The organism is Singulisphaera photorubra (assembly GCF_045290345.1).
Lineage (GTDB): Bacteria > Planctomycetota > Planctomycetia > Isosphaerales > Isosphaeraceae > Singulisphaera.
In genome coordinates this window covers 5,284,197-5,308,060 of the sequence record NZ_CP155447.1, presented here as the reverse complement: position 1 = coordinate 5,308,060, position 23,864 = coordinate 5,284,197, and the positions used below count along the sequence as shown (strand labels likewise).

Genomic DNA, 23,864 nt, shown 5'->3' with positions numbered 1-23,864 from the left:
CTCCAAACCAAGGTATTGTAAACGATGACGCTCCGTTACAAGTTCGCACTACCGATCAATTTGATGTTACTCCTCGTCCTCGGAACCTCGCTCGCCTGGGAATGGCGGCGACAAGAGGCGACAGGGATGGCCCTCCTGCGTGCCCGGCTGAACGAGGAGGCCCGCTTCGTTCAGGCGGCCTATCACTCGTTCGGGATGTCGCCGCGCTTCGTCGATTTCCTCCAGGCGTTTTGCCACGCGAGCGACATCTCGGCCTCGCCCGAACATCAGGTTGCGCTCGTCGATGGAACGGGGGTGGTCGCTGGTGCCGCCGAGCACGCCAGGCGGCCGATGGACCCAGTGCGCCTGGCCGCGTTGGGTGAGGGGGTGTGGACGCGGCAGGAGGGGGGTGAATCGTTCCTCGTTGGAGTCCTTGGTAAAGGGGCCGAGCGTGTCGTCGTGGCCGAATCGACCCGTGCCGTGGCCGAGCGCGTCCGGGCGAACCTGAAGATCCAGGCCGTCTGGTTCATCGGAGCCGGCGTCTTGCTCTTCGGCGCGATCAATTTCGTAATGGGACGCGCGGTCCTCCGCCCCATCCGGCGCATCGCTCGGGCCGTCCGCGACCTCGAGCGGGGACAGCTCGGGGTCGAAGTCGCAACCCCGAACGGCGACGAGCTCGGGTCTCTCGCCCGGCAATTCAACGCCATGTCTCGGGCCCTTGCCGACCAGGCGGAGGACGAAAGACGGGAGATGGAGACGGCCCGGCAGGTCCAATCGGAACTTCTCCCTCCCGAGCGAGTTCGACTCGGCATGCTCGAACTCGCGGGGCGATGCTTGCAAGCGGGCCCGGTCGGGGGCGATGTCTACGACGTCCGGCTTCTTCCGGGGGGCCGCATCGGGCTCCTGGTCGCAGACCTCTCCGGGCACAACATCGCCGCCGCGCTCCACACGGCGATGGTCCGGGCGATCGTCTGGCGGGAGGCGGAGCAGGCGACTTCGCCCGCCGAAGTCCTTTCCAGGCTGAACGACCAGCTCTGCCGGAACCTTCCCGATGGGCACTTCGCGACCGTCTTCTTCGGCTGGTTCGAACCGGAGAACGAGCGGCTTCGCTTCGCAAACGCCGGCCACCCGCCGGCCCTCTTGAGGGATGCCTCGGGCGGCATCAGTGAGCTCGGCACGACGATGCCGCTCCTCGGTGTCATCGCCGACCTGCCAGGAGCCGAAGTTGCGGTGGAGTTCGGGCCGGATAACCGGCTCCTCGTCTTCAGCGATGGTCTGACCGAGGCCGCGAACCCGCAGGGCATTCTGTGGGGGGCCGAAGGACTCTCGGCGTCGCTCGAGGCGGACAACGAGCCGGATGCCCTGGTCACAGCCGTCCTGGAACGGGCCGCAGAGTTTCGGGGCGGCGGGGCTCCGCAGGACGACGTCACCATCGTCCTGGCCGCATACGAGCCGGTCCTGAGTGCGAGCCCGATCGGGAAGCATGTTTCGGCGAATACTCGGGGCCAATTGGCCAACTCTTAATCATCGATTCGACCAATATCTCGCCAGGCTTCACGAGGAACTCCTCTTTCCTCTTTCATCGCGGCCCACTGGTTGGGATTTCTTTGATTGAACTTGTGCTGTTCGGCTTATGCCAAGCGGTGCCCTTGAGGAACTGACCCTGCCCTCTCAGGATATCGCTTTGTGTTGTTTATTCAGTGATGCGTGGTGGCATGATTGCGATCATCTGCCTCGGCGTTTTATTCTCACGCCCATGAACCAGCCGCCCTCAATCCCCGCACCATGCCGAAGACTTCGTTCATCGCGATTCGAGTTGAGCTGATTGCGTGGATTCCCGGCGAATGCTTGACCTCGGTATCCGACCTCGCAGTTCTCGATGTCTTGGCTGCGGCCGATCGAGAAGCCAGGTGCCCCTGAGCCCAATCCGTCGAGTTTCGAGTCGATCTCACTCCCCGCCAGAACAACCGAGTCAGCGCTTCGTTCAGGGCACCGGTGCCCCAGTTTTTGCCAACCGTTCGAATGAGTTTCCCGAATCTGGTGAAACGCTCGCCCGGCAGTGCTGACTTCGGTCTTGTTCGCCAGTCAATGTGCTCAACAAACCTGGAAACCGTTGACAGCCAATCGTAAGTTTACGCAGCGAAACATGGCCGGTGCGCCCACGACCTTACACCTTGATTCGGAAAATGGCATGTATCGTTAGTGTTCGGTATGTGGCGTCCTGTAAACATGCGGGGACTTGATGAAAAAAGGGTTCGATGGCGAAAGGCGTCGGGCTGAGTTGGATTTCTATGGGTAGAAACATGTTAGCGTGATTTTGATTGGGAGCGATGGAAGTAATTCGATCGTCGGAGGATTGCTTTTGAATTGGGAAGCATTACGATGATGTCGAACTAGCAGGCTTTCAATCCTTGCTGAGAGGCGGAAAGTCAACGTTCGACTGTGGGGCCAGGTCGAGGACCCGATCTGGCGTCGCATGCCCTGACCCTTGGCGAAAGGGACAGGGTGGGCGAAGGGCCGACGATCGAGCAAGCAGATCTGCTGTGTTCGACTGTTCATGGTAAGACGCTGTGTCCTTCTCATGCCATGAGGGCATGGAAAGACGATGTCGACACACGGGCCGTCAAACTCGATCGTTATGACGCATGCCCATCAAACTCGTTGAGGGTCGCAAACGCTCGTTCTGCAACATTGCCGTTTCTAAGGAAAATGCTGTGGATCGGACCATGATGGAGCGTTTTTCCGAAGCGTGTGGCGCTGTCGGACCGTTGCTTGTCGACGTCCATGACGATCGGCACGTTCATCGAGCCCGGCGAATCTTCCGCCAACCGTTCTTGATTTGTGGGCGTCATCCTGATGCCGACCTTGAACTTCGGAATGGACAGGTCAGCCGTCGCCATTGCTATGTTCAGACCGTTGGTGGCCGCCTCTTCTCGGTCGATTTAAGACCTCGAACGGACGTTTGTTTGGATGGTAGCACGTCCCGCGCGGGATGGATCGACGGTTCAGGGGAGATGCGCTTGGGGTCGGTCGGACTCAGGATGCGCGGAGGGGATGGACGTGTGCATGCTCCCGTCCCGGAATGGCCGAGCCCTCTCTCGGAATCGTATGCCGAAGCACACCCCTTGCCCGCGGTGACGCTCGAGATTGAGAACGGTGGGTCCCACGTTCCATCCTGGTCGATGAGTCGGGTCATGGTCCTCATCGGCCGATCGCCTGCCTGTCAGTTACGGCTTCATTCTCCCTTGGTTTCGGACTTCCATTGCTCGCTTCTGCGGACGGGGTCGGGCCTCTGGCTTATCGACCTGCTCTCGCAGGGTGGGGTCTACGTTGATGGGGTCGCCACGCGTGTCGCCCATCTGGCGGAGGGGGCGGAAGTCTGCATCGGTCCGTTTACGATTCGCATTCGTTACGACGAAAGTGGAAGCAATTTGGCTGCCGTGGAGCGGTGCGGAATGAGTGATCAGCGGAGCAACCTGTCGGCCCAAGAGGATGAGCCCGGTCGGCTCGTTTCGGTGCCATCGTGCGGAGAACCAGTGGCGCCGGTGCCCGATCGGCTTCGGCAAGTTTTGATCATGTCGAGGGCTGTGGCCGCGATGCATCGCGAACATCGCGATGCCATGGATGAAGAGCTGCGGGAGCTCAGGGGGCTCGCGGATGAACTCCGGGGCATGCGCAACGAACTTGCATCGCGACGGCCCGACACTCACGAGGCTGCGACTCAGGTTGAGTTCGATTCGGAATTTGGAGACTTGGAGCCAGTCCAATTCGACTGGCGGAATGAGTTGGAGTTCAGTCTTCGGTATCCAACCGGTGAGACTTCCCCCTCAATGAGCGAAGGGACGGCCTTTGTGGATTCTTATCCTTACGGACGAGTTTCTGAACATCGATCGCGAGCGGACAACGCTCGGCGGCCCCAACGTGACCCGCAAGTTCTTCATGCCATTGCCAGTGAATTTCTCTCGGCCTACAGGTTGGAGGGGCAGAGCCTGAGAGAAAAGCTGGCGAGGATCTTACTTCGCCCTCATGACCCGGCGGTGGACGTCATCCGTTCCTCACGCTGAACTGGATGCCAACGGGCGCGCCTTGCCCTGCGGAAAAGTAGCCCGGCCGTGGGAGAATTCCCAGAGGGCCGGGCTCCTGGTCTCAAGCCTTGCGTCCGACGATGCGTCGCGGACGCTTTCGCGTTGTGCAGATATCGATAACTCGGCCATTCTCTTGAAGGGCCATGTGAAACCGCTCCGCGCCCTCGAAACGGTGGAGCGTCATGTGGTAGGCTTCGCTCGTTTTCGCCAGGTAGGGGCGTTGCTCGGGGGAAGCAGGCGAACGAAGCTTGCCCCAGGATCCGTCACCCAGGTAGCGAATCCCGTTGGCGTTGACCATCCCGTCTTTGAGAGGGTGGGTTCGTTTGAACGTGTGATCGTGGTGCTCGAGCACGACGTCGACGTTATGACGCTCGAATAACGGCACCCACTGGGTACGATTTAATTCGCCTGTGCCTGCCTTGCCCCCCTCAGCCTCGAACTTGCGGAACGAGGGGTAGGCCGGTACGTGGTTGACGGCGATCACATGCGGCCGCTCGGTCCGTTCGGCGAGGACCTTGTCGAGCCAGTCGGTCTGCTCACCGTCGATGGGAGCAATGTGGCCGGTGTCCAGCAGGATCAGGCTCAGGTAGTCGCCGAAGTCGAGGGTTGCGAACGTTCGTTCGGCGTAAAGGCCGTCGTGGACGGCGAGGTAGAACGGGCTTTCCTTGCGCGTCTGGCCGTAGCTGCTTTTGACCTCGTGGTTGCCGATGCCGACGACCATCGGGATCAGCCGGCCCTCCGAATCGATCATGTGCTGGCTGTAGTTGCGAAGAAAGGCGAGGCTGCGCTCCACGCTGGTCCCATTGTCATAGGCCAGGTCGCCGCCGAAGAGGACGAACATCGGGTTCTGTTTGGCCGCCAGGATATTGTTGGCGATCGCATGCTGGTTGACGTCGCAATCGCCGCCGGAGACGAACTGGAACGAGTCGGTCGCCTTGGCGGGCATCGTGCGAAAGCGATGGGTAAGCGATTTCTTGTTGATCTGAAACTGGTATTCAGTTCCTGGCGTCAGTCCGGTCAGCTCGGCCCGAAAGACCTTCAGGTTGGTCATGGGATAGGGCGTTTGTTTCGTGACGACCGACTGGGACGCGACCGTTTTGCCCAGCTCCACGAAATCGACAGTCGCTCCTTCGGGGGCGGCGGGGGCGACCCACTGCACGGTCATGGTCGTTGTGGGGTCGCGCTGCCAGGTGAGGAAGAGCGTGTCGGGTCTGCCCTCGGCATTGGCCTTCGAGTCGCGATCCTGAGCCAGGAGTAATGTCCCCGTCGCGAACATCGACAGGCCGCCGAGGGTCGTGCTCATAAACGTGCGGCGATCGAGCGAATTCATGGCGGCTTTCCTAGTCGAAGAATGAGGAACGCAAGCATGATCGAATCCCAGAAGAGCTTCACGATACCCGAGGCTTGGCTCAGACGCAAAACGCCGCCGGTCCGGCTCGTGCACGAGAGATTCGGTACGGTCGGACTTTGCGGAACCTCGACCCGTTGACCTGGGGAGATCCCAGGGTTGCCGCGATTGTCGAAAATGGGAAGGTGTGTTAAGGTCCGCGACAGTCGGTTAAAGACAAGGGAGGTCCACCAGGGTGGAAGTCGGTCACGACGGGAACAGGGAGGCTCCGGCACTGAACGCGTCGGAACGATCAGTCTGGTTCGTCGGTGACCTGGACGACCCCTGGGTGGTCGGGATCGTCGATGCGCTCCCTCGATCCGTCCTTCGCGTCAATTGCGCTGGGGAGTGGTCCGACGAGCTTCTCCACGATCTCCCCGATCCCGTGACACTCGTCATTCATCGCGCGTTCCTGACCCGGCGAGATGGCGAGCGCCTGGCCAGGTTGCGGAAGGATCGGTCGGCTTCGCTCCGCCTGATCCTTTGCGTCGGGCCGCATATCCGCTACGCCGACCTCTTGCGCTGGTCGACTCTGGCGGATGTGGTCCTGCCCGAGGCCACCGTGCGGGAAACCATCGCGCGCCATGTGGTTTGCAGCGTCGGCGAGGGCAGGGGGGAGGGGCGGGGTGCAGCGCCTCGCCCTTCGATTGATGTCGTCAGCAGCAACTACGAGTTGCGCGAAGCGCTGGCCGACGTCTGTTTATCGGCCGGATACCCAACCCGAAAAGCAGCCAACTGGAACGAGTTGGAACCGGGGGGCCTGGCGATTTGGGATGTCCCCGTGTTGGAGGCCGACTGGGGCCGGGTGTTGGCCCGGCGGGCTCAGGTCGGGATGGTCGTTGCTCTGATCGGGCTGGCCGATCGTTCGCTGGTCAGTCAGGCCCGTGCGCAGGGGGCTTCGGCCTGTTTGGAGCTACCGTGCGATCCGGCCGACTTGATCGATGTGCTCGACCGGCTCGGTTCGCCTTCGCGATCGGATCGGACCCACGAAGTGCCGCCGCCGCCTCGTGTGTTGCGGCGCGCCTCGCAGAAGGTAGTGGTCGAACCGAGGAACGAAACTTACAATTAAGTGTGGCGTGTTCGGACCCGAGAGGCGGCAAGATCCGTCTCTCTTCATTTTCATGGATGGGATGGGCGTTACAGGCCGTCCGATGACTCGCCATGGCCAAGGCTTCGACCGCGACCGTCGCGCCAGTCCGTGAACTGAAAGACCTGACCCGTCTCGTCCAGCGAGCAGACGGGTTCCCGGAGTTGCTCGCCGCGCTCAAGAATGGGCGGAGCGGCACGCTGGACGGCGCCTGGGGCTCGGCTGGCCCGCTCGCGGCGGCCGCCCTGGGATTGCATGCGCCTCAGACGCTTGTGATCGTGCTGGCGCACGTAGGGGATGTGGACGACTTTCGGGATGACGTGGCGACCTTTGCCGGCGTCACGCCCGAGGTCTTTCCCGCCTGGGAACGCCTCCCGCGTGAGGCGAACGTTGGCGATGAGGTGTTCGGCCGTCGGCTCCAGGTCATTAAACGGCTCTCCGGTCTGACACCCCCTCGCTTTATCGTGGCGCCGTTCCAGTCGTTCTTGCAGCCGGTTCCGACCCCGGCGTTGCTCGCCCGCTCGTCGCGGACCATTCGCGTTGGTGATACGATCGCGATCGAGGAGTTGACGGCCTGGCTGGCCGCGCGCTCGCTGACCCGCGCCGAGGTGGTTGAGGTGGCGGGGGAGTACAGTCTTCGCGGCGGAATTCTCGACGTCTTTTCACCCGACTCCTCCGAGCCGGTGCGGATCGAATTCTTCGGAGACGACGTTGAATCGATCCGTCCGTTTGACCCGGAGACTCAGCGCTCGCTCGACCGTTGGGATTCGGTGACGCTGACCGTCTCCCCCTCGTTCGATGGCGACGACCCGTCCGGGTTTGGTCATATCGCCGAATTTCTTCCCAAAGACGCCTGGGTGGCCTTGGTCGAACCGAACGACCTCAAAGAGGAGGGCCGCCACTACCTCGGCCGGACCGACGACCCGCGCGGTCTCTATACGGTGGATAGCACGCTCTCGCGGCTCTTCCAACGGCCGTCGATCACCCTCTCGACGCTGGCCGCCGACTCGCTCGAAACGACCTGCCACCTGCGGATTGAGAGCGTGGAACGCTTCTCCGGGGAGCTGGCCAAGGTCAAGGTTGAGCTCGATAGCGCCTCGGGCGGAGATCGCGTCCTGATTGCCTGCCACAACGAGGCCGAGATCGAACGGCTTGGCGAAGTCTTTGCCGACACCGCCATCGCCCAGTCGGGACGCCTTCAACTCACCGTGGGCCGGGTGCGCTCAGGGTTCCACCTGACCGATGCCAAGACGCTGGTGATCGGCGATCACGAGCTCTTTGCTCGAACCGACGTCCGTCGCCCGACGACCAAGCGGCGGTACGAGAGCCGGGCGATCGACAGTTTCCTTGACTTGAACGAGGGAGACCTGGTCGTCCACGTCAACCATGGAATCGCGCGCTATCGCGGGCTCCAGATGGTTGATCGGACGACCGATCACACGGAAGAAACACTGCTCCTGGAGTTTGCCGAAGGCACGAAGATGTTCGTGCCGATCGCCAAGATCGACCTGGTACAGAAGTATGTGGGGGGTGGTAAGGGAACGCCTGCGCTCTCGAAAATTGGCTCCTCGGCCTGGGAGAAGCGGAAGAAGCGGGTGGCCGACGCGGTGGTCGACCTTGCCGCTGAACTGATCGACATCCAGGCCGCTCGGGCGAGTCAGCCGGGCATCGCCTATGCCGCCGAGGATAGCCACTGGATGGCCGAGTTCGAGGCGGCCTTTCCCTATCAAGAGACTCCCGACCAGCTCTCGGCGATCGACGCCGTCAAGGAAGATATGGTAAAGGCCCGGCCGATGGATCGCTTGATCTGCGGCGACGTCGGCTACGGTAAGACCGAAGTGGCGATTCGGGCGGCGTTCAAGGCGGTCGATGGGGGCAAGCAGGTCGCCGTTCTTGTGCCGACGACCATCCTGGCCGAGCAGCACCATCGCAGCTTCTCTGCGCGGATGGCCGAATTTCCGTTTGCGATCGAGGTCGTCAATCGGTTCCGCCCCAAATCCGAGATTCGTAACGTCCTGAAACGAACCACGGAAGGTTCTGTGGATATCCTGATCGGGACCCACCGGATCGTTCAGAAGGACGTTGCGTTCAAGGATCTTGGCCTCGTCGTGATCGACGAGGAGCAGCGTTTCGGGGTCGAGGACAAGGAGTGGCTCAAGTCGCTCCGTTCGACCGTGGATGTGCTGACCCTGTCGGCAACGCCGATTCCCCGCACCTTGCATATGAGCCTGCTTGGCATTCGCGACATCTCCAACCTGGAAACCCCTCCTCCCGATCGCAAAGCGATCGAGACTCGCATTCTCCGTTTCGATACGGAGACGGTCAAACGGGCGATCCACCGCGAATTCAACCGCGATGGCCAGGTCTACTTCGTTCACAACCGGGTTCACGACATCCAGAACGTGGCCGACCGAATCCAGGCGATCGTCCCCGAGGCGCGGATCACGATCGCGCACGGTCAGATGGGGGGCGAGGCGCTCGAGCGAACGATGCTCGCTTTCATCCGACATGACTTCGACATCCTGGTGGCGACCACGATCATCGAGTCGGGCCTGGATATTCCCAACGTCAATACGATCTTCATCAACGAGGCCGACAAGTACGGCCTGGCCGACTTGCACCAGCTTCGCGGGCGGGTCGGTCGGTACAAGCATCGCGCGTACGCCTACCTGCTGCTCGAGTCCGATAAGCCGGTGACCCCCAACGCGGTCAAGCGACTCAAAGCCATCGAGGAGTTCACCGAACTGGGGGCCGGCTTCAAGATTGCCTTACGCGACCTCGAAATCCGAGGCGCGGGGAATATTCTGGGGGCCGAGCAATCGGGACATATTGAGAGCGTCGGATATGAGCTTTACTGCTCGCTTCTGGAGTCGGCGGTCCGCGGCTTGACCAATCAGCCCGCGCGGGCCTTGTACGACTGTTCGATCGAGCTCTCCTGGCGGGCCTATTTGCCGAAAGACTATGTGGCCGGGCCTCGGATGAAGGTCGAGCTCTACCGCCGCCTGGCCCGGCTCCGGAGCTTCGAGCGGCTGGCTGACTTCCGACAGGAACTCATCGATCGCTTCGGCCCGCTGTCGACCCCCGCCGAGAACCTGATCGCTGAAGCCGAGCTCAGAATCTTGGCAGAACGCTGGCAACTCGAGCGGATTCATGTCGAAGACGAATATGTGGTTCTCACCTACAGGAATCCCAAGCGGATCGCGACCCTTGCCAAACTCCATCCGGGACGAGTCCGGGTGGTGGACGAGAAAACGGCCTACGTTCCGCTCGAGGAGAAACGGCCTCACGGATCGGTGGTTGTCGGGGTGATGAAACCTCTCTTGCAAGTTCCCTGACATCGCAACAGGACTTGATCTGGATCATTGAGAAGGGCAATACGTTGTCACTCCCCGGCCTCCGGTAACTCGACAAAGGAGAGTCGATTGTCGGTCAGGACGAAGAAGTTGCGGCCGGCCAGGTCAGACCAAAGCGATCTTGTCACCGATTCATGTTACGGGTAATGTGTCGCGGCCTATCCTCTTTCTTGGCTGGTTCGCATCCGTCGCATCATCACGCATCTCCGATAAGCGACGCGAACCTGTCGAATCGAAATTCCAGACTAATGGCCAGGATGGCCGTCCGGAGTTTGCCTTGTCATCCCGAATCTCCAAGGATGGAGAATGCCGATGAACCGCCATGTCGTCGCCGGACTTCTCGGCCTGGCCCTGGCGGGCTGTGCGCAGAACCGCTCGGCCGTTCAGAGTCGTGGTCCGTCTGCGGGGCCTGTTGGCCTCACCTCGTTTCCGTCGATTCACGACACAATCAATCGCGAAAATCCAAAGTATGATCCCAGGTCACTGCGAGCCAGCGCGGCGACGCAGGGACCCGGGAACGGCACGCCGACCAGGGCGAGCGAACCCAATCCGGCGGCTTTCCGTTTTCCCGCTACTGCTACTGCTACTGCTACTGCTACTGCTACTGCTACTGCTACTGCTACTGCTACTGCAACCGCACCGGAAGCCGTAGCCGTGACTCCACCGGCAGACTCAACGCTCGCTGCGCCGGCTTCGTCACAGATTCAGCTGGAAGTCGTCGAATCACCGAACACGACTCCGGCGCCCGTAGGCGAAGTGCCAACCGCTCGCGATACCGACTCAGGCGCCGGGACGAATCCTCCGGAGCTTGATGCCGCCCACAGTCACGCCTCCGTTCCCGAACCGGCCGCCGTTCCTCCGCCAGGTTCCGCGGATGAAGCGCCGACTCTTCCGGCACCTTCAGAAGCGCCGGCTTCCCCGGACGCTCTACTTCCGCCCGCGGTGGAGGGTGGTCCTGACGAGCTTTCGGCGGCACCCTCACTGGGCGCGGCTCCGGAGCCAGCGACTCCACCGGCTTCCTCGGAACCACCGCCGGTTGTGCCCGCACCTTCGCTTCCGCCTCCGGTAGAGGAATTGGGTGCGCCAGCGACCGAGGCGCTTGAGGCCCCATCGGTGTCGGCTCCGGCTCTAGAGAACGCGCCCTCCGAGGCTCCGCCCGTACCGGCGCTCCCCGCTCCCTCCGATAGCAATCCCCCACTCGATTCGGCGCCGCCGATCGAGGTGCCGGCCGATCTGCCTTCGTCCGTGGAAGCCCCGGCTCTCGCGCCACCGGCAGCGATTCCGCCGGCTTCCGAAGCCGCTCTGGAGCCACCGCCTGCGGTTGGAGCGTCTCCGGAAATGCCTCCTCCCTTGGAATTGCCGTCTGCTCCCCCGGCCTTGGTTCCCGATTCAACACCGAGCCCCGCGCCATCGGCCGGGGCTGCGGCGGGTTTGCCGCAGGATCTGCCCGAACTGAGCGAGCCTGTCGCGCCCTCCATTCCGCCGATGCTGCCCCCACCAGCGGTCGAAGCCCCAAGCACCGACGTGCCAGCGAAGGCCGATTCGGCCTCGGTGGAGAAGCGAGATTCTGACGTCATGCCGGCTGCGGCCGATTCGACGATGATTCGCTCGGAGATCCGACCTCGGAATGCGCAACCGGCCGGCAAGGTGGCCGCCCAGGTTGGCGATGAGGTCATCACTCTTAACGAATTGAGGAAGGGCGTTGGGGCGCGGCTCCAGGGAATGGATCCCTCCCGGGCTCCTTCGGAAGAGGAGGTCACAATGGTGGCCTTCTCGGTTCTCCAGGAACTGATCGAACGGAGCATCGTCGTCCAGGAGGCGAAGCGTGAGTTGAAGAAACCCGAAGCGTTCAAAATGGTCATGTCCGATGCCGAAAAAAGCTGGCGGGCGGAAGAACTTGACCCCATGTTACGAAAGTATGCTGCGACAAATGAGTATGAGTTGAAGCAAAAGCTCAAGGAGAGTGGCGTCTCGCTGGACGAGCTGCGCGATATCTATTGCCGTCAGCACCTTTCGCAGAGCTATATGAAAGCGAAGATTGGTCCGAAGATGACGGTTTCACTGCCCGAAATGCGCGAATATTACCTCGAGCACCTCCACGACTTTGACCGGCCCGCGCAAATCGTCTGGCGTGAAGTCGTGATCGACGTCGACAAGTGCAAGTCACGCACCGAGGCTCGCACCAAGATCGACGCCCTCCTCGGCCGGCTACGTCGCGGTGAAGAGTTCGCGAAGCTGGCCTCCGCCGAGTCTCACGGCCCCAATAAGGCGAAGGGCGGAATCTGGGAGACCTCTCCGGGAGGCTATGGGGTCGAAGCCGTCAACGTCGCGCTCGAGTCATTGCCGATAGGCCGGCTCAGCCAGGTCATTGAGTCCCCGACGAGCTATCACATCGTTCGGGTCGAGAAACGCCGAGTCGCGGGACCCGCCTCATTTGCCGAAGTTGAAATTCAAGATAAGATCAAGAACACAATCTTCAATGAAAAGATTCGCCGCGAGACCACGGCCTTTATCGCCAAGCTTCGGAAACAGACCCTGATCACCACGATGTTCGACCGTCCCGCGGCCGATCCGGCGACGGTCAAGGCGGGATTACCCCGCTGAGCCGACGCACCTTACGAATCAGCAGTCATCGAGATCAACGCCCGGTCCGACGCTTCTTGACCGGCGCGCGACTGCGTTGCCGCTTGATCGCTGCGGCGACGGACTGAGCGATAAAGAGAAGAAAGAGCCCCACGAACGAGCTGAGCCAGACCCAGGCCGCGTCCATCCAGCCCGCCCCTCTCCAGATCATGTAGCCCGGTGCCGCGGTGTAGACAGCGACGCCCAGGAAACCCCACAAGAACGGGTTCAGGTCCTGCGCCATCGCGAGCCTTGCGAAGATCAAGCCTGCGGAGCAGGCGATCACGGCAATGCATTCCATGAGAGTGGTCCTCGCAAGTACGTTTTGACCGTCTGGATCAGTGCCCAGTGTCAGCCTGTGGCCTAGCTCGGGCCGACGCAAGTCATACCTCGTCACGAGCGTTGCGTGCAACGTCGAATGCACTCTCGCGCGAAGAGTGAGCAAGTCGTTGCGGAACCACAGTGGCTTGGGTAGCATTTCTCAAGACCTTGATGCAGCCGGGCCGGTGCCGTGGAGTGTGTGGCCCTTTGGACTTCAAATGGGCGCGCTTCCGATGGCTACGGCCTCTCTCAAACGGTCCGAAGCTCCCTTGGACACGACGGTCCGGCTAGTGACGCCGGAACGGATCGTTTTCCAGTACCCGCTGGCGGGGCCATTTCGCCGGTACGTCGCGTATCTCATCGACCTCATCCTGGTACTCGCCGCGGTCGTCCTCATCGCACTAACACTCCTCGTCCTGTCACTCGGATCGAAGTCGGGGATCGGCCCGATCTTGGTGGCCTACTTTGTGTTGATGTGGGGATACCGCGGTTTTTGTGAAGCCGTTTTCAATGGCCAGACCCTGGGCAAGCGGATGCTCAGACTGCGCGTGGTCTCGGAACGTGGCGTACCCATCTCCGGGGCTCAGGCGGTTCTCCGCAACCTGGTGGGCTCGCTCGACGGCACGGTCCCTTACCTCATTCGACCCGACCTGACGAGCCTGCTGCTCCTGACGGGACTGACGAGCATGCTCCTGACCCGGAAGTTCCAGCGCCTGGGTGACCTGGCCGCCGGAACCATGGTGGTGGTCGAGCAGCGTCGATCGCGGGTCGGCCTGGTGCGTGTCGAGGAGCCGGCGGTGACCGCGCTGTTGCCCTGGCTCCCTCTGCGTGTCGAGGCCGGGCCGGAGTTGGCCAGAGCACTCTCGGACTACGTCAATCATCGCGCGCGTTTGCCTCGAGCCCGGCGCGAAGAGATGGCCCAACATCTGGCGCGGCCGCTCAGCGTTCGGTACGGGTTGCCCGAGAACGTTCCGGCCGATGTCGTCGTCTGCGCCTTCTATCATCGCGTGTTCGTGGGAGAGTGACGATGCGGGTCGCTGATCGTTTGGCTCAGCGTGAGGCCTCGTGGCGGGAGTTGGATACTCTGCTCGACGGCCTCACCCGCCGACAGCCTCCTGCCGCCCGCGCCGCGCAGATTGTCCGGCTGGGAGAACTCTACCGTGCCGCGTGCACCGACCTGATGCTGGCGGAAACGCACGATTTGCCCCGCGATATGGTGGCCTATCTTCACGCCCTGGTCGGACGAGCGCACAACGCGGTCTATCGGGCGCAAGGGTTTCGATTTGTCGACTGGGCCGACGCCCTGTTCGGAACGGCTCCGCGCCAGCTCCGCACCGATCCGGCACTTCGGATTGCGGCACTCGTTTTCTTCGGAAGCTTTCTGCTCTGCGCGCTCCTGGGGGCCGGGCGTCCTGGCTTTGCCTTGACGTTGGTCGGCGAGCCGATGATTGAGATGATGGAGCAGTCGTATGCTGAACCGATGGGGGCCGATCGAAAAGATGGGCTCAGCCGCAACGATACGATGATGGCTGGATATTATATTCAGCATAACACCACGATTGGCCTCCAGTGTTTCGCGTATGGCCTCTTGTTTGGCCTGGGAAGCCTGTACGAGCTGGTCTCGAACGGGGCCATTCTCGGTACGATCTTCGGCCACATGGCGACCACCCCCAGCGCCTCGAATTTTTATACGTTCGTGACAGCGCACGCGCCGTTCGAGTTGATGGCGATCGTCTTCTCCGGGGCGGCGGGGCTTCGGCTCGGCTTTGGTCTGATCGATACGCAGGGGCAGACCCGGCTTGGCTCGTTGCGTCGCGAGGCTCGGCGTGCGCTTCCCACGGTGGGGGTGGCGGTCGTCCTCTTCCTGCTGGCGGCTTTTCTCGAGGGTTATGTCTCGGCGTCGGCTCTTCCCTATTCCGCCAAGGCGTCGATCGCCTTGATCTCGGCGGGCCTGCTCGCCGCCTATCTCGCCCTAGGGGGGCGAAGTCCTGTCGCGAAACCCGAGTCACGGTAGGGGGGAAGGTTGGCCTACGATCAGACCTTGGTACAAATCCGGGAACGCTCGTTTCTCGAGATCCTCGACCTGGCCCTGGTCGTGCTCCGGCGCCGGCCGCTCACGGTCGGGCTGGCCGCGATCGCGGGGGCGGTTCCGTTCGCGATCCTCAACGCCTGGCTCACCCAGGAGCACAACCTTCCCGCGATCGTCTACCTGTTCTTGCTTCTGCTCGAGATTCCCTGGGCCACCGCTCCGCTGACGATCGTGCTGGGCGGTCTGATGTTCGGGGAACCTCCCTCAGTCAGGCGTATCGTCAAAACGATGATGCAGTCCTTTGCCTTGATGTTCCTCCTCCAGTTCATGCTCCGTGGACTTCTGCTGATCACCTTTGCCCTCGCGCTGTTCATTCCCCTCCGGTTGAGCTTCTTGAACGAGGTGATCCTGCTCGAACGCGGACGATGGCGGAATGTCCTTCGGCGCAGTACGGTGCTCTGCGAACCGCGGGGCGGCGAATTACTCGGCCAGTCGCTGGCCCAGTTCTTCTTCGGGACCCTGTTCGTGCTTGCCTTCTGGGCGGGGTCCGGGGCGTTGATGCAGGCCCTCTTCAGCAGTGAACTGACCTGGGAACCGACCTGGAACGACCTGGTCGGGCCGCGGTTTCACCTGGCGATCTGGGTGGCGATCGAATTCTTCGGCATTGCCCGATTCTTCAACTACATCGATCAGCGGATCCGACTGGAAGGTTGGGAAGTGGAACTCCGTCTCCGTTCGGTGGGACGCATCTTGGAGGATGCGAAACGATGGTGAGCCTGACGTTCTGGCTCATTCTTGGAGTCACCGGCGCCGTGGATTCAGATCCGGCTTCGGAGCCGGGCACCGAACCTGATCTGGCGGTGCGCGCCGCACTGGCGCGAGGTGGATATCCCTGGTACAACGCAATAACCGATACGGTCATACCGCTCTGGCCGCCGCGGTCACCCTCCTCAGACTGGTTCGAGCGCTGGTTCGGCTGGCTCGGCAAGCTCGGCCGACTCCGGTTCGGGAGCCTCCCAATTGGCGAACTTCTGATCATCGGGATGGCCATCCTGGCATTCTCAGTTCTACTTGTCGTTCTCGCGGAGCTTTGGCGCCGGTATCGGCCGAGTGAGGGCGATACTGAGCCTGGTCGGATCTCGGTCGCAAAGGCCGGTCGGATCGAGGGCCTACCCGCCGGCGTTCGCCCGGAGACGGACGATCCCTGGGCCGAGGCGGTTCGCTGGCGCGAGAGTGGGGACTACGAGCACGCGATCGTCTGCCTGTTCGCTCATCAACTTCTGACGCTTCATCGCCTCCGAGTGGTCCGTCTCAGACCCGGGCGGACGGGTCGGCAACTTGTCCGTGCGATCGACGATCCCCGCTATCGGGAGCCGGTCGACGCAACGCTCCGCCAATTCGAGTTGGTCTACTACGGTCATCAGAGCCCGTCGGCCGAGGCCTTCAACGGGGTCTGGACCATGGCCGAAGACTTTGAGCGGCTCGTTGCCGCGGGACCGGGCTCATGAACAGGCGGTCCTGGGTAGGGACGAGATCGACGCTCCTCCTGACGGTTGCGGTCCTCACCGTTTCCGGATGCGGGACTCGAGATGTGGATACGACTTATGGACGGGCCCGTGATAAAAGTATCAACGGAACGGGAACCCTGGTCCAACTTTTCAAAGCTCAAGGGCATTCGGTTCGGACCGCCGTCCGGCTCTCCGATGAATTGGCCGAATGGGCCGATGTGATCGTCAGGATCGCCCCCTACCCGGGGCCGCCCGAGAAAAAGGAAGGCGATTGGTTTTTCCAGTGGTTGAGCCAGATCGGTGAGCGGCAGATGATCTACGTGGCGCGCGACTACGACGCGCTGGCTGAGTACAGGCAGGAAGCTCTCGACCAGGTTCCCAAGGGGGGGGATCAGGCTTTCCGGGCGTTTGCCGAGAAACTGCAAAAGGAGGCCGCGCAGCAGGGCACGAAGGAGGAGACCAGGCCCAAGGAAATCGCTCGGCCGGAGGAATGGTTCGCCGTTTCCACGTCTCAAGATCCGACGACCTGCAAGACGCTCGATGGTTTCTGGAGCCTCGGTATTGACCCGGTCAAGGCGAAGTTGCCGCGGCACGAGACGCTTAAGGTCGAGGCGGAAACCGTCTTGCTCGAAGGGGATGGGAAACCCCTCGTGATTGATTGGACCTTGTTCAATGACAGTCGTGTCCTGGTCGCAGCCAATGGTTCGTTTCTCTTGAATGGAGCGTTGCTCAACCCGGCGCGTCGCCCCTTGGCGATGTACACCGTGCAATGGGTGGGTGAAGAGCCGCTCAACGTAGCGTTTGTCGAGGGCCGATATCTTCTCAATGACGCCCCGACTTCGCCGTCAGTCTTCTCGCTCCTGAAGATCCGGCCGTTCGGCTGGGTGGTGGCTCAGCTCTTGATCCTCGGGCTGGCGGCCTGCCTGGCGCGTGCGCCTCGGCTGGGACGGCCCCGGCCGGAACCGTCCTCCGGTGAAGACCGACCGGTCGCCCATCCCGAAGCGATCGGCTCGCTGTTAGCCCGAACCGGGCAAGTGTCCGATGCGCGGGCCTTGCTGGAAACATATCGTCGCTGGCGCTATCCCTCGAACCAGACGCGGGTCGGACCAATCCCGGCTTCGCCCTTGCCTCCTGCGTCGGTCGACTCGACCGAGAAACCACTTCAACCCGGGTCACTCACGCATGAATGACTTTGATTCTCCCACCGAGTCCGAGATCCGATACCCTGAGGAACTGACGTCCTCGGCCCCCTTTGACCCGCCGGAATCGGAGCTGACGTCCAAGCCCGACGCCGGCCCTGTGGCGGCGTGGTCGAGGCGGATCGGGTCTGAGATCAACAAGGTCTTCATCGGTCAGGATACGCTCGTTCGCGGGGTCGTCACGGCGCTCCTGGCCGAGGGGCACGTCCTGATCGAGAGCGTTCCCGGCCTTGGCAAGACTCTATTGGTGCGTGCGCTGGGACGGGTCCTCGGATGTGCGTTCAACCGGATCCAGTTTACTCCGGACCTGATGCCTTCCGACGTGACCGGCTCTCCCGTCTATGACGAGCGGATCCACGATTTCCGGTTTCGTCCCGGCCCCGTCTTCACCCAGTTGCTGCTGGCGGACGAGATCAATCGCGCGCCGGCGAAAACCCACTCGGCGCTTCTGGAAATCATGCAGGAGACTCGCGTCACAATTGATGGCGTTGCGCACGCGATCGAACCACCGTTCCTCGTCATGGCGACGCAAAACCCGATCGAGTCGGAAGGGACGTATAACCTTCCCGAAGCCCAACTCGACCGCTTTCTGTTCAAGCTCGTCGCCGAGTACCCGAACATGGATGAGGAAACGAACATCCTCCGATTGCACACGCGTGGTCTCGGACCCGACGTGGCGCTGAGCCAGGACCTCGAAACGGTGACCGGACCCGCCGAGATCCTCGCGATGCAGCAACACTGCGCAGCGGTCCTCGTCGATGAACGCGTCCTCAGTTACATCGCCTCGCTGGTCCGAAAAACACGCGAGTGGCCGACGTTCGCCCTCGGCGCGTCGCCGAGGGCCGGTGTTGCGATCCTCCGCGGCGCTCGTGCGATCGCGGCGCTCGAAGGACGAGACTTTGCCCTTCCTGACGACGTTCAGGAGGTGATCCTGCCCGCGCTCAGGCATCGGGTGATGCTGACTCCCGAGGCCGAAGTCGAGGGCCAGGGCGCGGACGAGTTGCTCACCGAACTGATCCGCTCGGTGGAGGTCCCTCTCCGATGATCTGGCCCGGTCGCGCGCTGGCCTTTGCTCTCCTGTTGCCCGCACTGCTTTCTCTTGGGTTGTTCGTCTCCGACACCCTCGGGCCGGCGGTCCTTGCGCTCGATCTCGTCGTTGGCCTCGTCGCAGTGATCGACCTGGCCACGCTGATTGGTGCCGGGGCGTTCCGTGCCGAACGACGCTGTGGGACGGTCAGTTCGCTGGGCGAGGCGCAGCAGGTTGAGCTGAACCTGATGAACCTCGGTCGGCTGGGTCGGATCTTTCGAGCCCGCGATGATGTGCCTGAATTCTTCAGCGCCGAGCCGGCCGACTTCGCCGTGAGCGTCCCGGCTCGCGGGCAGGCCACGATTCTATATACGATCATCCCCAAGCGAAGAGGGACCTATTTATTTCAACGCGTCGATGCCTTGGTCTCGAGCCGGCTCGGGTTCTGGCAACGCGCTGTCTCCTGGCCCGTGGAGACCGTCGTTCGAGTCTATCCCGATATTCGTCAGATCGGTCGCTACACCGTGCTTGCCCGTCGCGATAAGCTCAGCACGATGGGCGTGCGCCGCACTCGACGGCTGGGGACCGACAACGAATTCGAGCGACTTCGCGATTACACCGAGGGGGATGAGCCGAGGCATATGGACTGGCGGGCCACCGCGCGGCGGCGCAAGCTCACGGTACGCGCCCACCAGGTCAATCAGAGCCAGCGCCTGATCTTTCTCATTGACTGCGGGCGGATGATGGCCGGCGATACGGGGCAGGGGCTCTCCCCACTGGATCACGCGCTGAACTCAATGCTCATGTTGGCGCATATCGCCCTGATCCGGGGAGACCAGGTGGGCTTGCTCGCGTTCTCCGACCGCGTGCTCGCGTATGTTCCCCCGAACGGAGGGGCCAAGCGAGTCAAGCGGCTGGTTCACAGTGTGCACAACATTTTTCCCGAGTTGGTTGAGTCCCGGTACGACCGCGTGTTCGTCGAACTCGAGAAGCGTTGTCGCAAGCGATCACTCGTCGTCCTGATGTCGAACCTCTTCGACGATGTGAATGCGCAGATCATTGGCGATCATCTCGCCAACGTTGTGGGGCGTCATCTGCCGCTGGGTGTCTTTCTTCGCGACCACGACATCTTTGCGCTCGCCGATAATGCCCCGAACCAGGGAATCGGCCTCTACCAAGGAGCCGCCGCGGCCGCCTTGCTCAACTGGCGAGAGCGTGCACTCTCTTCGCTGAGAACCCGTGGCGTCATGACACTCGACCTCTTCCCTAACGAGTTGACGGCCCCTTTGATCAATCAATACCTTCAGATCAAAGCCCGCCACTTACTCTGAAATGAAGGCCGACCCCATCATCAAGATTCGCAAAATTAAGATCGATATGCGAAGGGGTGAGAGTCTGTTCCGTTGAGAACTTGTCTCTGCTAGGAAGGAAGTCTCCTCTCGCGTCCTTCGATCCCGCTTCGGCACAAGGACTTCTGAATCCTTCTGCCGCTCCGGTTAAACGACGTCGGAAACTGCCCGCGCGAACACGATGTGGAGGATTGCGAGGCGGAATCGGTTCGTTGGAATTCATTCCGGCGAACTGCTGGTTGCACTTTGCGCGGGTCGGATTTCATCGGCCTGATTCTTCGAGGCTTCAACAGACCCTGCCCCTTTTTGGGACAGGCGCTCCAAGAAGTCAACCACGGATGGGTCGTCCCACTGCGCCGATCCGATCTCGGAGACGACGACCTGCCCGTCTGGGGCGATCACGAAGGTGGCTGGAATCCCGGCAGTTGTGAATATAGGCGGAGCGTCGCTCGCCATCAGGATGGTCAGGGGCCAGTTCTTACCTTTCAAGAACGAGCGGACCGCTTCGGGTGACTCATCCGTCGAGACGCAGAGAAAGGCCACATCCTTGAGCCGGGGATTGCTGGCCAGGTTGGCAATCGCGGGGAGTTCGGCGACGCAAGGGGCGCACCAGGTTGCCCAGAGATTCAAAAAGATGGTTTTCCCCTGATATTGACGCAAGGGGACGGGAGCCCCCGCAAGATCGCGGAGGCCCCAACCATACTCCGCCACGCCGGGTGGGATCGGAGCCTTGAGTTCGGGCACCGGCAAGTCTCCGCCGTTGCCCGATCGGGGGCCGAAGAGGAGCAGAAAAACGATCCAGGCCGTCGCCAGGCACGTTGCCACGATCAGCCATGTCTGGGTAGAGGTCCGCTTGGCTTCGTTCATGGTCATAGTGCGATCGACCGCAAGTCCTGGAATGTGTTTTCTGTTTTCCCTACCTCGGTCAATCGTCGCCACGCGTGGCGGCGACCGGGGCAAGCAGGTTTTCGACGGGGGCGTAGTCGTCCGTCAGAACAATTCCCCGTGAGCGGACCTCAACCTGCTTTTGGTCGTCTTCCCCGAACGGCTTGGGCTCAAAGAGCTCGTCGTTCTGGAAGAATTTGGGATCGTCATCTTTGCTGCCGAGATCCTTGATGAGATTCTCGAGCGGCTGCTTCGAGGCGACCACGACGAACGTCTCTCGGAGTCCCGAACCGGGCGTGTTGTCGGTGCCGAAAATATAAACATGGGGAAAGGTGAGCTTGGCGGTTTTCACCCAGGCCCCGAGGAATCCACCATATTTGAGGGCCTGTTCCCGTTCTTCGCGTTCCACCTGGGATTTGGCCTTCGCGTCGGTGATGTCCTCGTCCGCAATCTTGGTGCGTGCGACTTCCTTGGCGGTCTCATCTGACTTGTACGCGTCGATGATGTTGATCATGTAGATGCCGTTCGGGGACATCATCTTGGCGATCTTATCATTGAACTGCTTGGTCGTCAGGTGCCAGGGAACGGAGAAATCATTGAAGGCGTCGCCGAAGATGAGATCATATTGCTTGCTGTTCTGATTGCGTTCGACGAACTGGCGGGCATCGCCCCAGGAGGTATTGATCGTCGTTTTTTCCGGGAGGCCTAACGCCTTGTGGTTGGCGTAAGTGACGGCGGGGTCGATTTCGGCGACGTCGACTTCGGCCCCGGGATAGGTGTGCTGCATGTAGCGCTGGAAGGTGTAGGCGCCGCCTCCCAGAAAGAGATTGTTGAGCGGAGCCGACTTTGACTTGGCGGCCTCATCTTCGAGCTTCTTGGCCTGTGCCAGGCGATGGGCGACCAGGGCGTAGATGTGCTCGTAGTCGTAATCGAGCCGTTCGGGGTGGTCGAGGATGAAGTAACCGTGGATCAGGTTATCGAGGACGAGTGTGCGCTTCTGCCCCTCGGCAACGGGTTCGTTGGTCACCTTGATATAGTAGTAGTCGCTCTCGTCGACCCAGGCGATTGCGTCCTCGGTTGTAGCCGGGTTGCCGCTCTCCTCGCGGATGCCCCACTGAAGTCCCTGTTTCTGGAACCAAGGGGCGGGGATGAACGCAATCACGCAGAGCCCGAGTGGAATTCCGGCCCAGGCAGCGTGCCAGACCGACCCCAACGACGTGGCCGCGAACGCGAGTGCCGCCGCGAGGATGAGGAGGACTCCCTTGCTTCCCAACGTGTCGATCAGGACGAACCCGGTCAGGAAGGTTCCGAGGATGCTCCCCACCATCCCCCAAGCGTAGACCTGGCCAATCGCCGTACCGGTCCGTTTGCTGCCACGAAGTCGCTCGACGGCGAGCTTGGCGACGACCGGGCTGACCGTTCCCATCGCCACGGAAGGGAGGAAGAACACGGCAAAGACCGCGAGCAAGACCCGGGCGGGCCATTGCAGGTAAAGCTCGCCGCGGGGCAGGGGCAACTTGCTGACCGAGATCGGCAGACTCAGAATCGCTTTGCTCTCCCCGTCCATCCAAATGCGGGCGAACCATTGCGGAGGCGTTTCCAGGAGCAGGATGCTTAGCGTCAGCATCGAGGCCACCATGAAGAGCCAGCTCGCCTGCTTTTCCCGCTGGATATAGTCGGCGATCTTGCCACCGAGCAGGTTGCCCAGGCTCAATCCGCCCAACAGAACGCCGATGATGCTCGTCCAGCCGTAAATGCTCGACCCGAGGTGTCGCGTGACCAACCGGCCCGCCACCATTTCGAGCGACATGAACGCCAGGCTGGCCACGAAGGAGAGGATCGCCAGGTCGGTCAGTGTTGTCTTGTCGGAGTGTCCGACCGGGCCGACGACATCGGTCGCCGCCTCCACCGCGCTCAATCGCCTCGCTTCCAGGAGCCGGCGGACCCCAATGATCGCCAGCGCGATCGAGAGCACGTGCCCTCCCAGGGCCAGCGGGTTGATCGGGATCGAGCCGAGCGTGACCCCTTGAACCGGAATCATTCGGACCAGGGGAGCGATCGACCCAAGCCCGAGCAGAGCGGCGGTCAGCAGGCCGACGATTGTTCCAACCGGCGTACCGATCAAGGCGGCCGCCAGCAACGCGAGTACCGCCGCCACGATCGTGACGATCGTGGAGATGGGCGCCAGATACATCAGGATGAAGCCGGCGAGAAACGTTCCGACGATGGAACCTACTGCACCGAAGAAGTAGACGTCGCCAATTGCACTCCCGGCTTTTCTCGACTGCTCGACGGCCATCTTGGCGACGACCGGTCCGATCATCCCGAGGACGGTGGCCGGGATCAGGAAGTCAAGCGTGACCACCACGACGGTCCGGAGGTTCCACGGCATGGATTCGAGGCCGGGGGTCAATCCGACCACGGCATTCATCCAGAGGCAGCTCAACGTCAGGAACGCCCCGAGCGCGTATAAGGGGCCAACGGCTCGAGAAGGTTCGACTCGGTCCGCCAGGCGCCCTCCCAGGACGTTCCCCAGGCAGATTCCACCGAGCATGATGCCGATCACGCTCGTCCAGACGCTGAGCGAGGCCCCGACATGAGTCGCCACGAGCCGGCTGGCCACCAGCTCCAGGATCATGATGCAGAGACTGCTGAGGAACGAGAGGAGGTAGGGCAGTAATCGAACGACGAGGCCCATCATGCGGGGGCAACTCCTGGAGACAACAGTCCGACTCGTTGTAAATACAAGGCAGGTCCACGATATCCAACGGGAAGAAGGCCGACAACCAGTTACTCCCACGGCTCCGGACCCATCCGCTCGTCCGGATCTGGGGGCTGGATTGAGGCGAGGACTCTGGTCGGTCACTCCTTCTTGGGAAGTGAGCGTTGTTTGAGGAGGAGCAGGCTCGTTGGTCTCCTTCGAGCTTGGGTTTGACCGGACCGAGGCAGTCGGCTAGCATCCCCGGCACCCGTCCCGGTACCAGATCCGTTGCGGAACGAGTGCCGATCCCGTCGCGATCGCCAAGGCAGGCA

The 23,864-nt window shown here is 61.9% G+C and carries 18 protein-coding genes; 13 read left to right on the top strand and 5 right to left on the bottom strand.

Annotated features, from left to right (window positions below):
- Positions 1 to 24: 24 nt before the first annotated feature.
- Positions 25 to 1,503, top strand: coding sequence for a PP2C family protein-serine/threonine phosphatase (locus tag V5E97_RS20125; RefSeq protein WP_406701066.1), 1,479 nt, complete (start codon positions 25 to 27; stop codon positions 1,501 to 1,503).
- Between the two features lie 1,112 nt (positions 1,504 to 2,615).
- On the opposite strand, the gene V5E97_RS20120 is transcribed toward V5E97_RS20125, so the two are convergent.
- On the bottom strand, positions 2,616 to 2,879 hold the full coding sequence (locus tag V5E97_RS20120; protein ID WP_406701321.1) for a hypothetical protein: 264 nt from the start codon (positions 2,877 to 2,879) through the stop codon (positions 2,616 to 2,618).
- On the opposite strand from V5E97_RS20120, the gene V5E97_RS20115 reads away from it, so the two are divergent.
- A complete protein-coding gene (locus V5E97_RS20115) occupies positions 2,814 to 4,043 on the top strand; it encodes an FHA domain-containing protein (RefSeq protein WP_406701188.1) in 1,230 nt (409 codons plus the stop codon). The genes V5E97_RS20120 and V5E97_RS20115 overlap by 66 nt on opposite strands.
- An 82-nt stretch (positions 4,044 to 4,125) precedes the next feature.
- Here the strand turns inward: V5E97_RS20115 and V5E97_RS20110 are convergent, their stop codons facing one another.
- Complete coding sequence (locus V5E97_RS20110) at positions 4,126 to 5,394, bottom strand: purple acid phosphatase family protein (protein WP_406701065.1); 1,269 nt, start codon at positions 5,392 to 5,394, stop codon at positions 4,126 to 4,128.
- 253 nt (positions 5,395 to 5,647) lie between these two features.
- On the opposite strand from V5E97_RS20110, the gene V5E97_RS20105 reads away from it, so the two are divergent.
- The 4 genes from V5E97_RS20105 (at position 5,648) to V5E97_RS20090 (ending at position 12,495) form a co-directional block, all read left to right on the top strand.
- Complete coding sequence (locus tag V5E97_RS20105; protein ID WP_406701064.1) at positions 5,648 to 6,520, top strand: hypothetical protein; 873 nt, start codon at positions 5,648 to 5,650, stop codon at positions 6,518 to 6,520.
- A gap of 92 nt (positions 6,521 to 6,612) precedes the next feature.
- Positions 6,613 to 9,873 (top strand): transcription-repair coupling factor, encoded by a 3,261-nt coding sequence (gene mfd, locus V5E97_RS20100; RefSeq protein WP_406701063.1) that lies wholly within the window; start codon positions 6,613 to 6,615, stop codon positions 9,871 to 9,873.
- A gap of 829 nt (positions 9,874 to 10,702) precedes the next feature.
- A complete protein-coding gene (locus V5E97_RS20095; protein WP_406701062.1) occupies positions 10,703 to 10,960 on the top strand; it encodes a hypothetical protein in 258 nt (85 codons plus the stop codon).
- Between the two features lie 269 nt (positions 10,961 to 11,229).
- Positions 11,230 to 12,495 (top strand): peptidylprolyl isomerase, encoded by a 1,266-nt coding sequence (locus V5E97_RS20090; protein ID WP_406701061.1) that lies wholly within the window; start codon positions 11,230 to 11,232, stop codon positions 12,493 to 12,495.
- Between the two features lie 34 nt (positions 12,496 to 12,529).
- On the opposite strand, the gene V5E97_RS20085 is transcribed toward V5E97_RS20090, so the two are convergent.
- Positions 12,530 to 12,814, bottom strand: a complete 285-nt coding sequence (locus V5E97_RS20085) for a hypothetical protein (protein ID WP_406701060.1) — start codon at positions 12,812 to 12,814, stop codon at positions 12,530 to 12,532.
- Between the two features lie 253 nt (positions 12,815 to 13,067).
- On the opposite strand from V5E97_RS20085, the gene V5E97_RS20080 reads away from it, so the two are divergent.
- Genes V5E97_RS20080 through V5E97_RS20050 form a run of 7 tightly spaced genes read left to right on the top strand, consistent with a single transcriptional unit; the run spans position 13,068 to position 19,928 of the window.
- Positions 13,068 to 13,859 (top strand): RDD family protein, encoded by a 792-nt coding sequence (locus tag V5E97_RS20080; RefSeq protein ID WP_406701059.1) that lies wholly within the window; start codon positions 13,068 to 13,070, stop codon positions 13,857 to 13,859.
- Positions 13,860 to 13,861: 2 nt separating this feature from the next.
- The gene (locus V5E97_RS20075) at positions 13,862 to 14,848 is read left to right on the top strand and encodes a stage II sporulation protein M (protein WP_406701058.1); all 987 of its coding nucleotides are present in this window, start codon (positions 13,862 to 13,864) and stop codon (positions 14,846 to 14,848) included.
- Between the two features lie 9 nt (positions 14,849 to 14,857).
- Positions 14,858 to 15,637, top strand: a complete 780-nt coding sequence (locus V5E97_RS20070) for a hypothetical protein (protein ID WP_406701057.1) — start codon at positions 14,858 to 14,860, stop codon at positions 15,635 to 15,637.
- Positions 15,631 to 16,371, top strand: coding sequence for a DUF4129 domain-containing protein (locus tag V5E97_RS20065; protein WP_406701056.1), 741 nt, complete (start codon positions 15,631 to 15,633; stop codon positions 16,369 to 16,371). Before V5E97_RS20070 ends, V5E97_RS20065 begins: the two co-directional genes overlap by 7 nt.
- Positions 16,368 to 17,561: a hypothetical protein gene (locus V5E97_RS20060; RefSeq protein ID WP_406701055.1), complete on the top strand. Its 1,194-nt coding sequence runs from the start codon at positions 16,368 to 16,370 to the stop codon at positions 17,559 to 17,561. Before V5E97_RS20065 ends, V5E97_RS20060 begins: the two co-directional genes overlap by 4 nt.
- Positions 17,554 to 18,615: an AAA family ATPase gene (locus tag V5E97_RS20055; RefSeq protein ID WP_406701054.1), complete on the top strand. Its 1,062-nt coding sequence runs from the start codon at positions 17,554 to 17,556 to the stop codon at positions 18,613 to 18,615. Before V5E97_RS20060 ends, V5E97_RS20055 begins: the two co-directional genes overlap by 8 nt.
- The gene (locus tag V5E97_RS20050; protein WP_406701053.1) at positions 18,612 to 19,928 is read left to right on the top strand and encodes a DUF58 domain-containing protein; all 1,317 of its coding nucleotides are present in this window, start codon (positions 18,612 to 18,614) and stop codon (positions 19,926 to 19,928) included. Before V5E97_RS20055 ends, V5E97_RS20050 begins: the two co-directional genes overlap by 4 nt.
- Before the next feature lie 237 nt (positions 19,929 to 20,165).
- Here V5E97_RS20050 and V5E97_RS20045 read toward each other — a convergent pair whose 3' ends face one another.
- Both V5E97_RS20045 and V5E97_RS20040 read right to left on the bottom strand, forming a co-directional pair.
- Positions 20,166 to 20,819: a TlpA family protein disulfide reductase gene (locus V5E97_RS20045; protein ID WP_406701052.1), complete on the bottom strand. Its 654-nt coding sequence runs from the start codon at positions 20,817 to 20,819 to the stop codon at positions 20,166 to 20,168.
- Positions 20,820 to 20,871: 52 nt separating this feature from the next.
- Positions 20,872 to 23,532 carry a fused MFS/spermidine synthase gene (locus V5E97_RS20040; protein ID WP_406701051.1) on the bottom strand — a complete coding sequence of 887 codons (2,661 nt, stop codon included), beginning with the start codon at positions 23,530 to 23,532 and terminating at the stop codon, positions 20,872 to 20,874.
- Positions 23,533 to 23,864 lie beyond the last annotated feature (332 nt).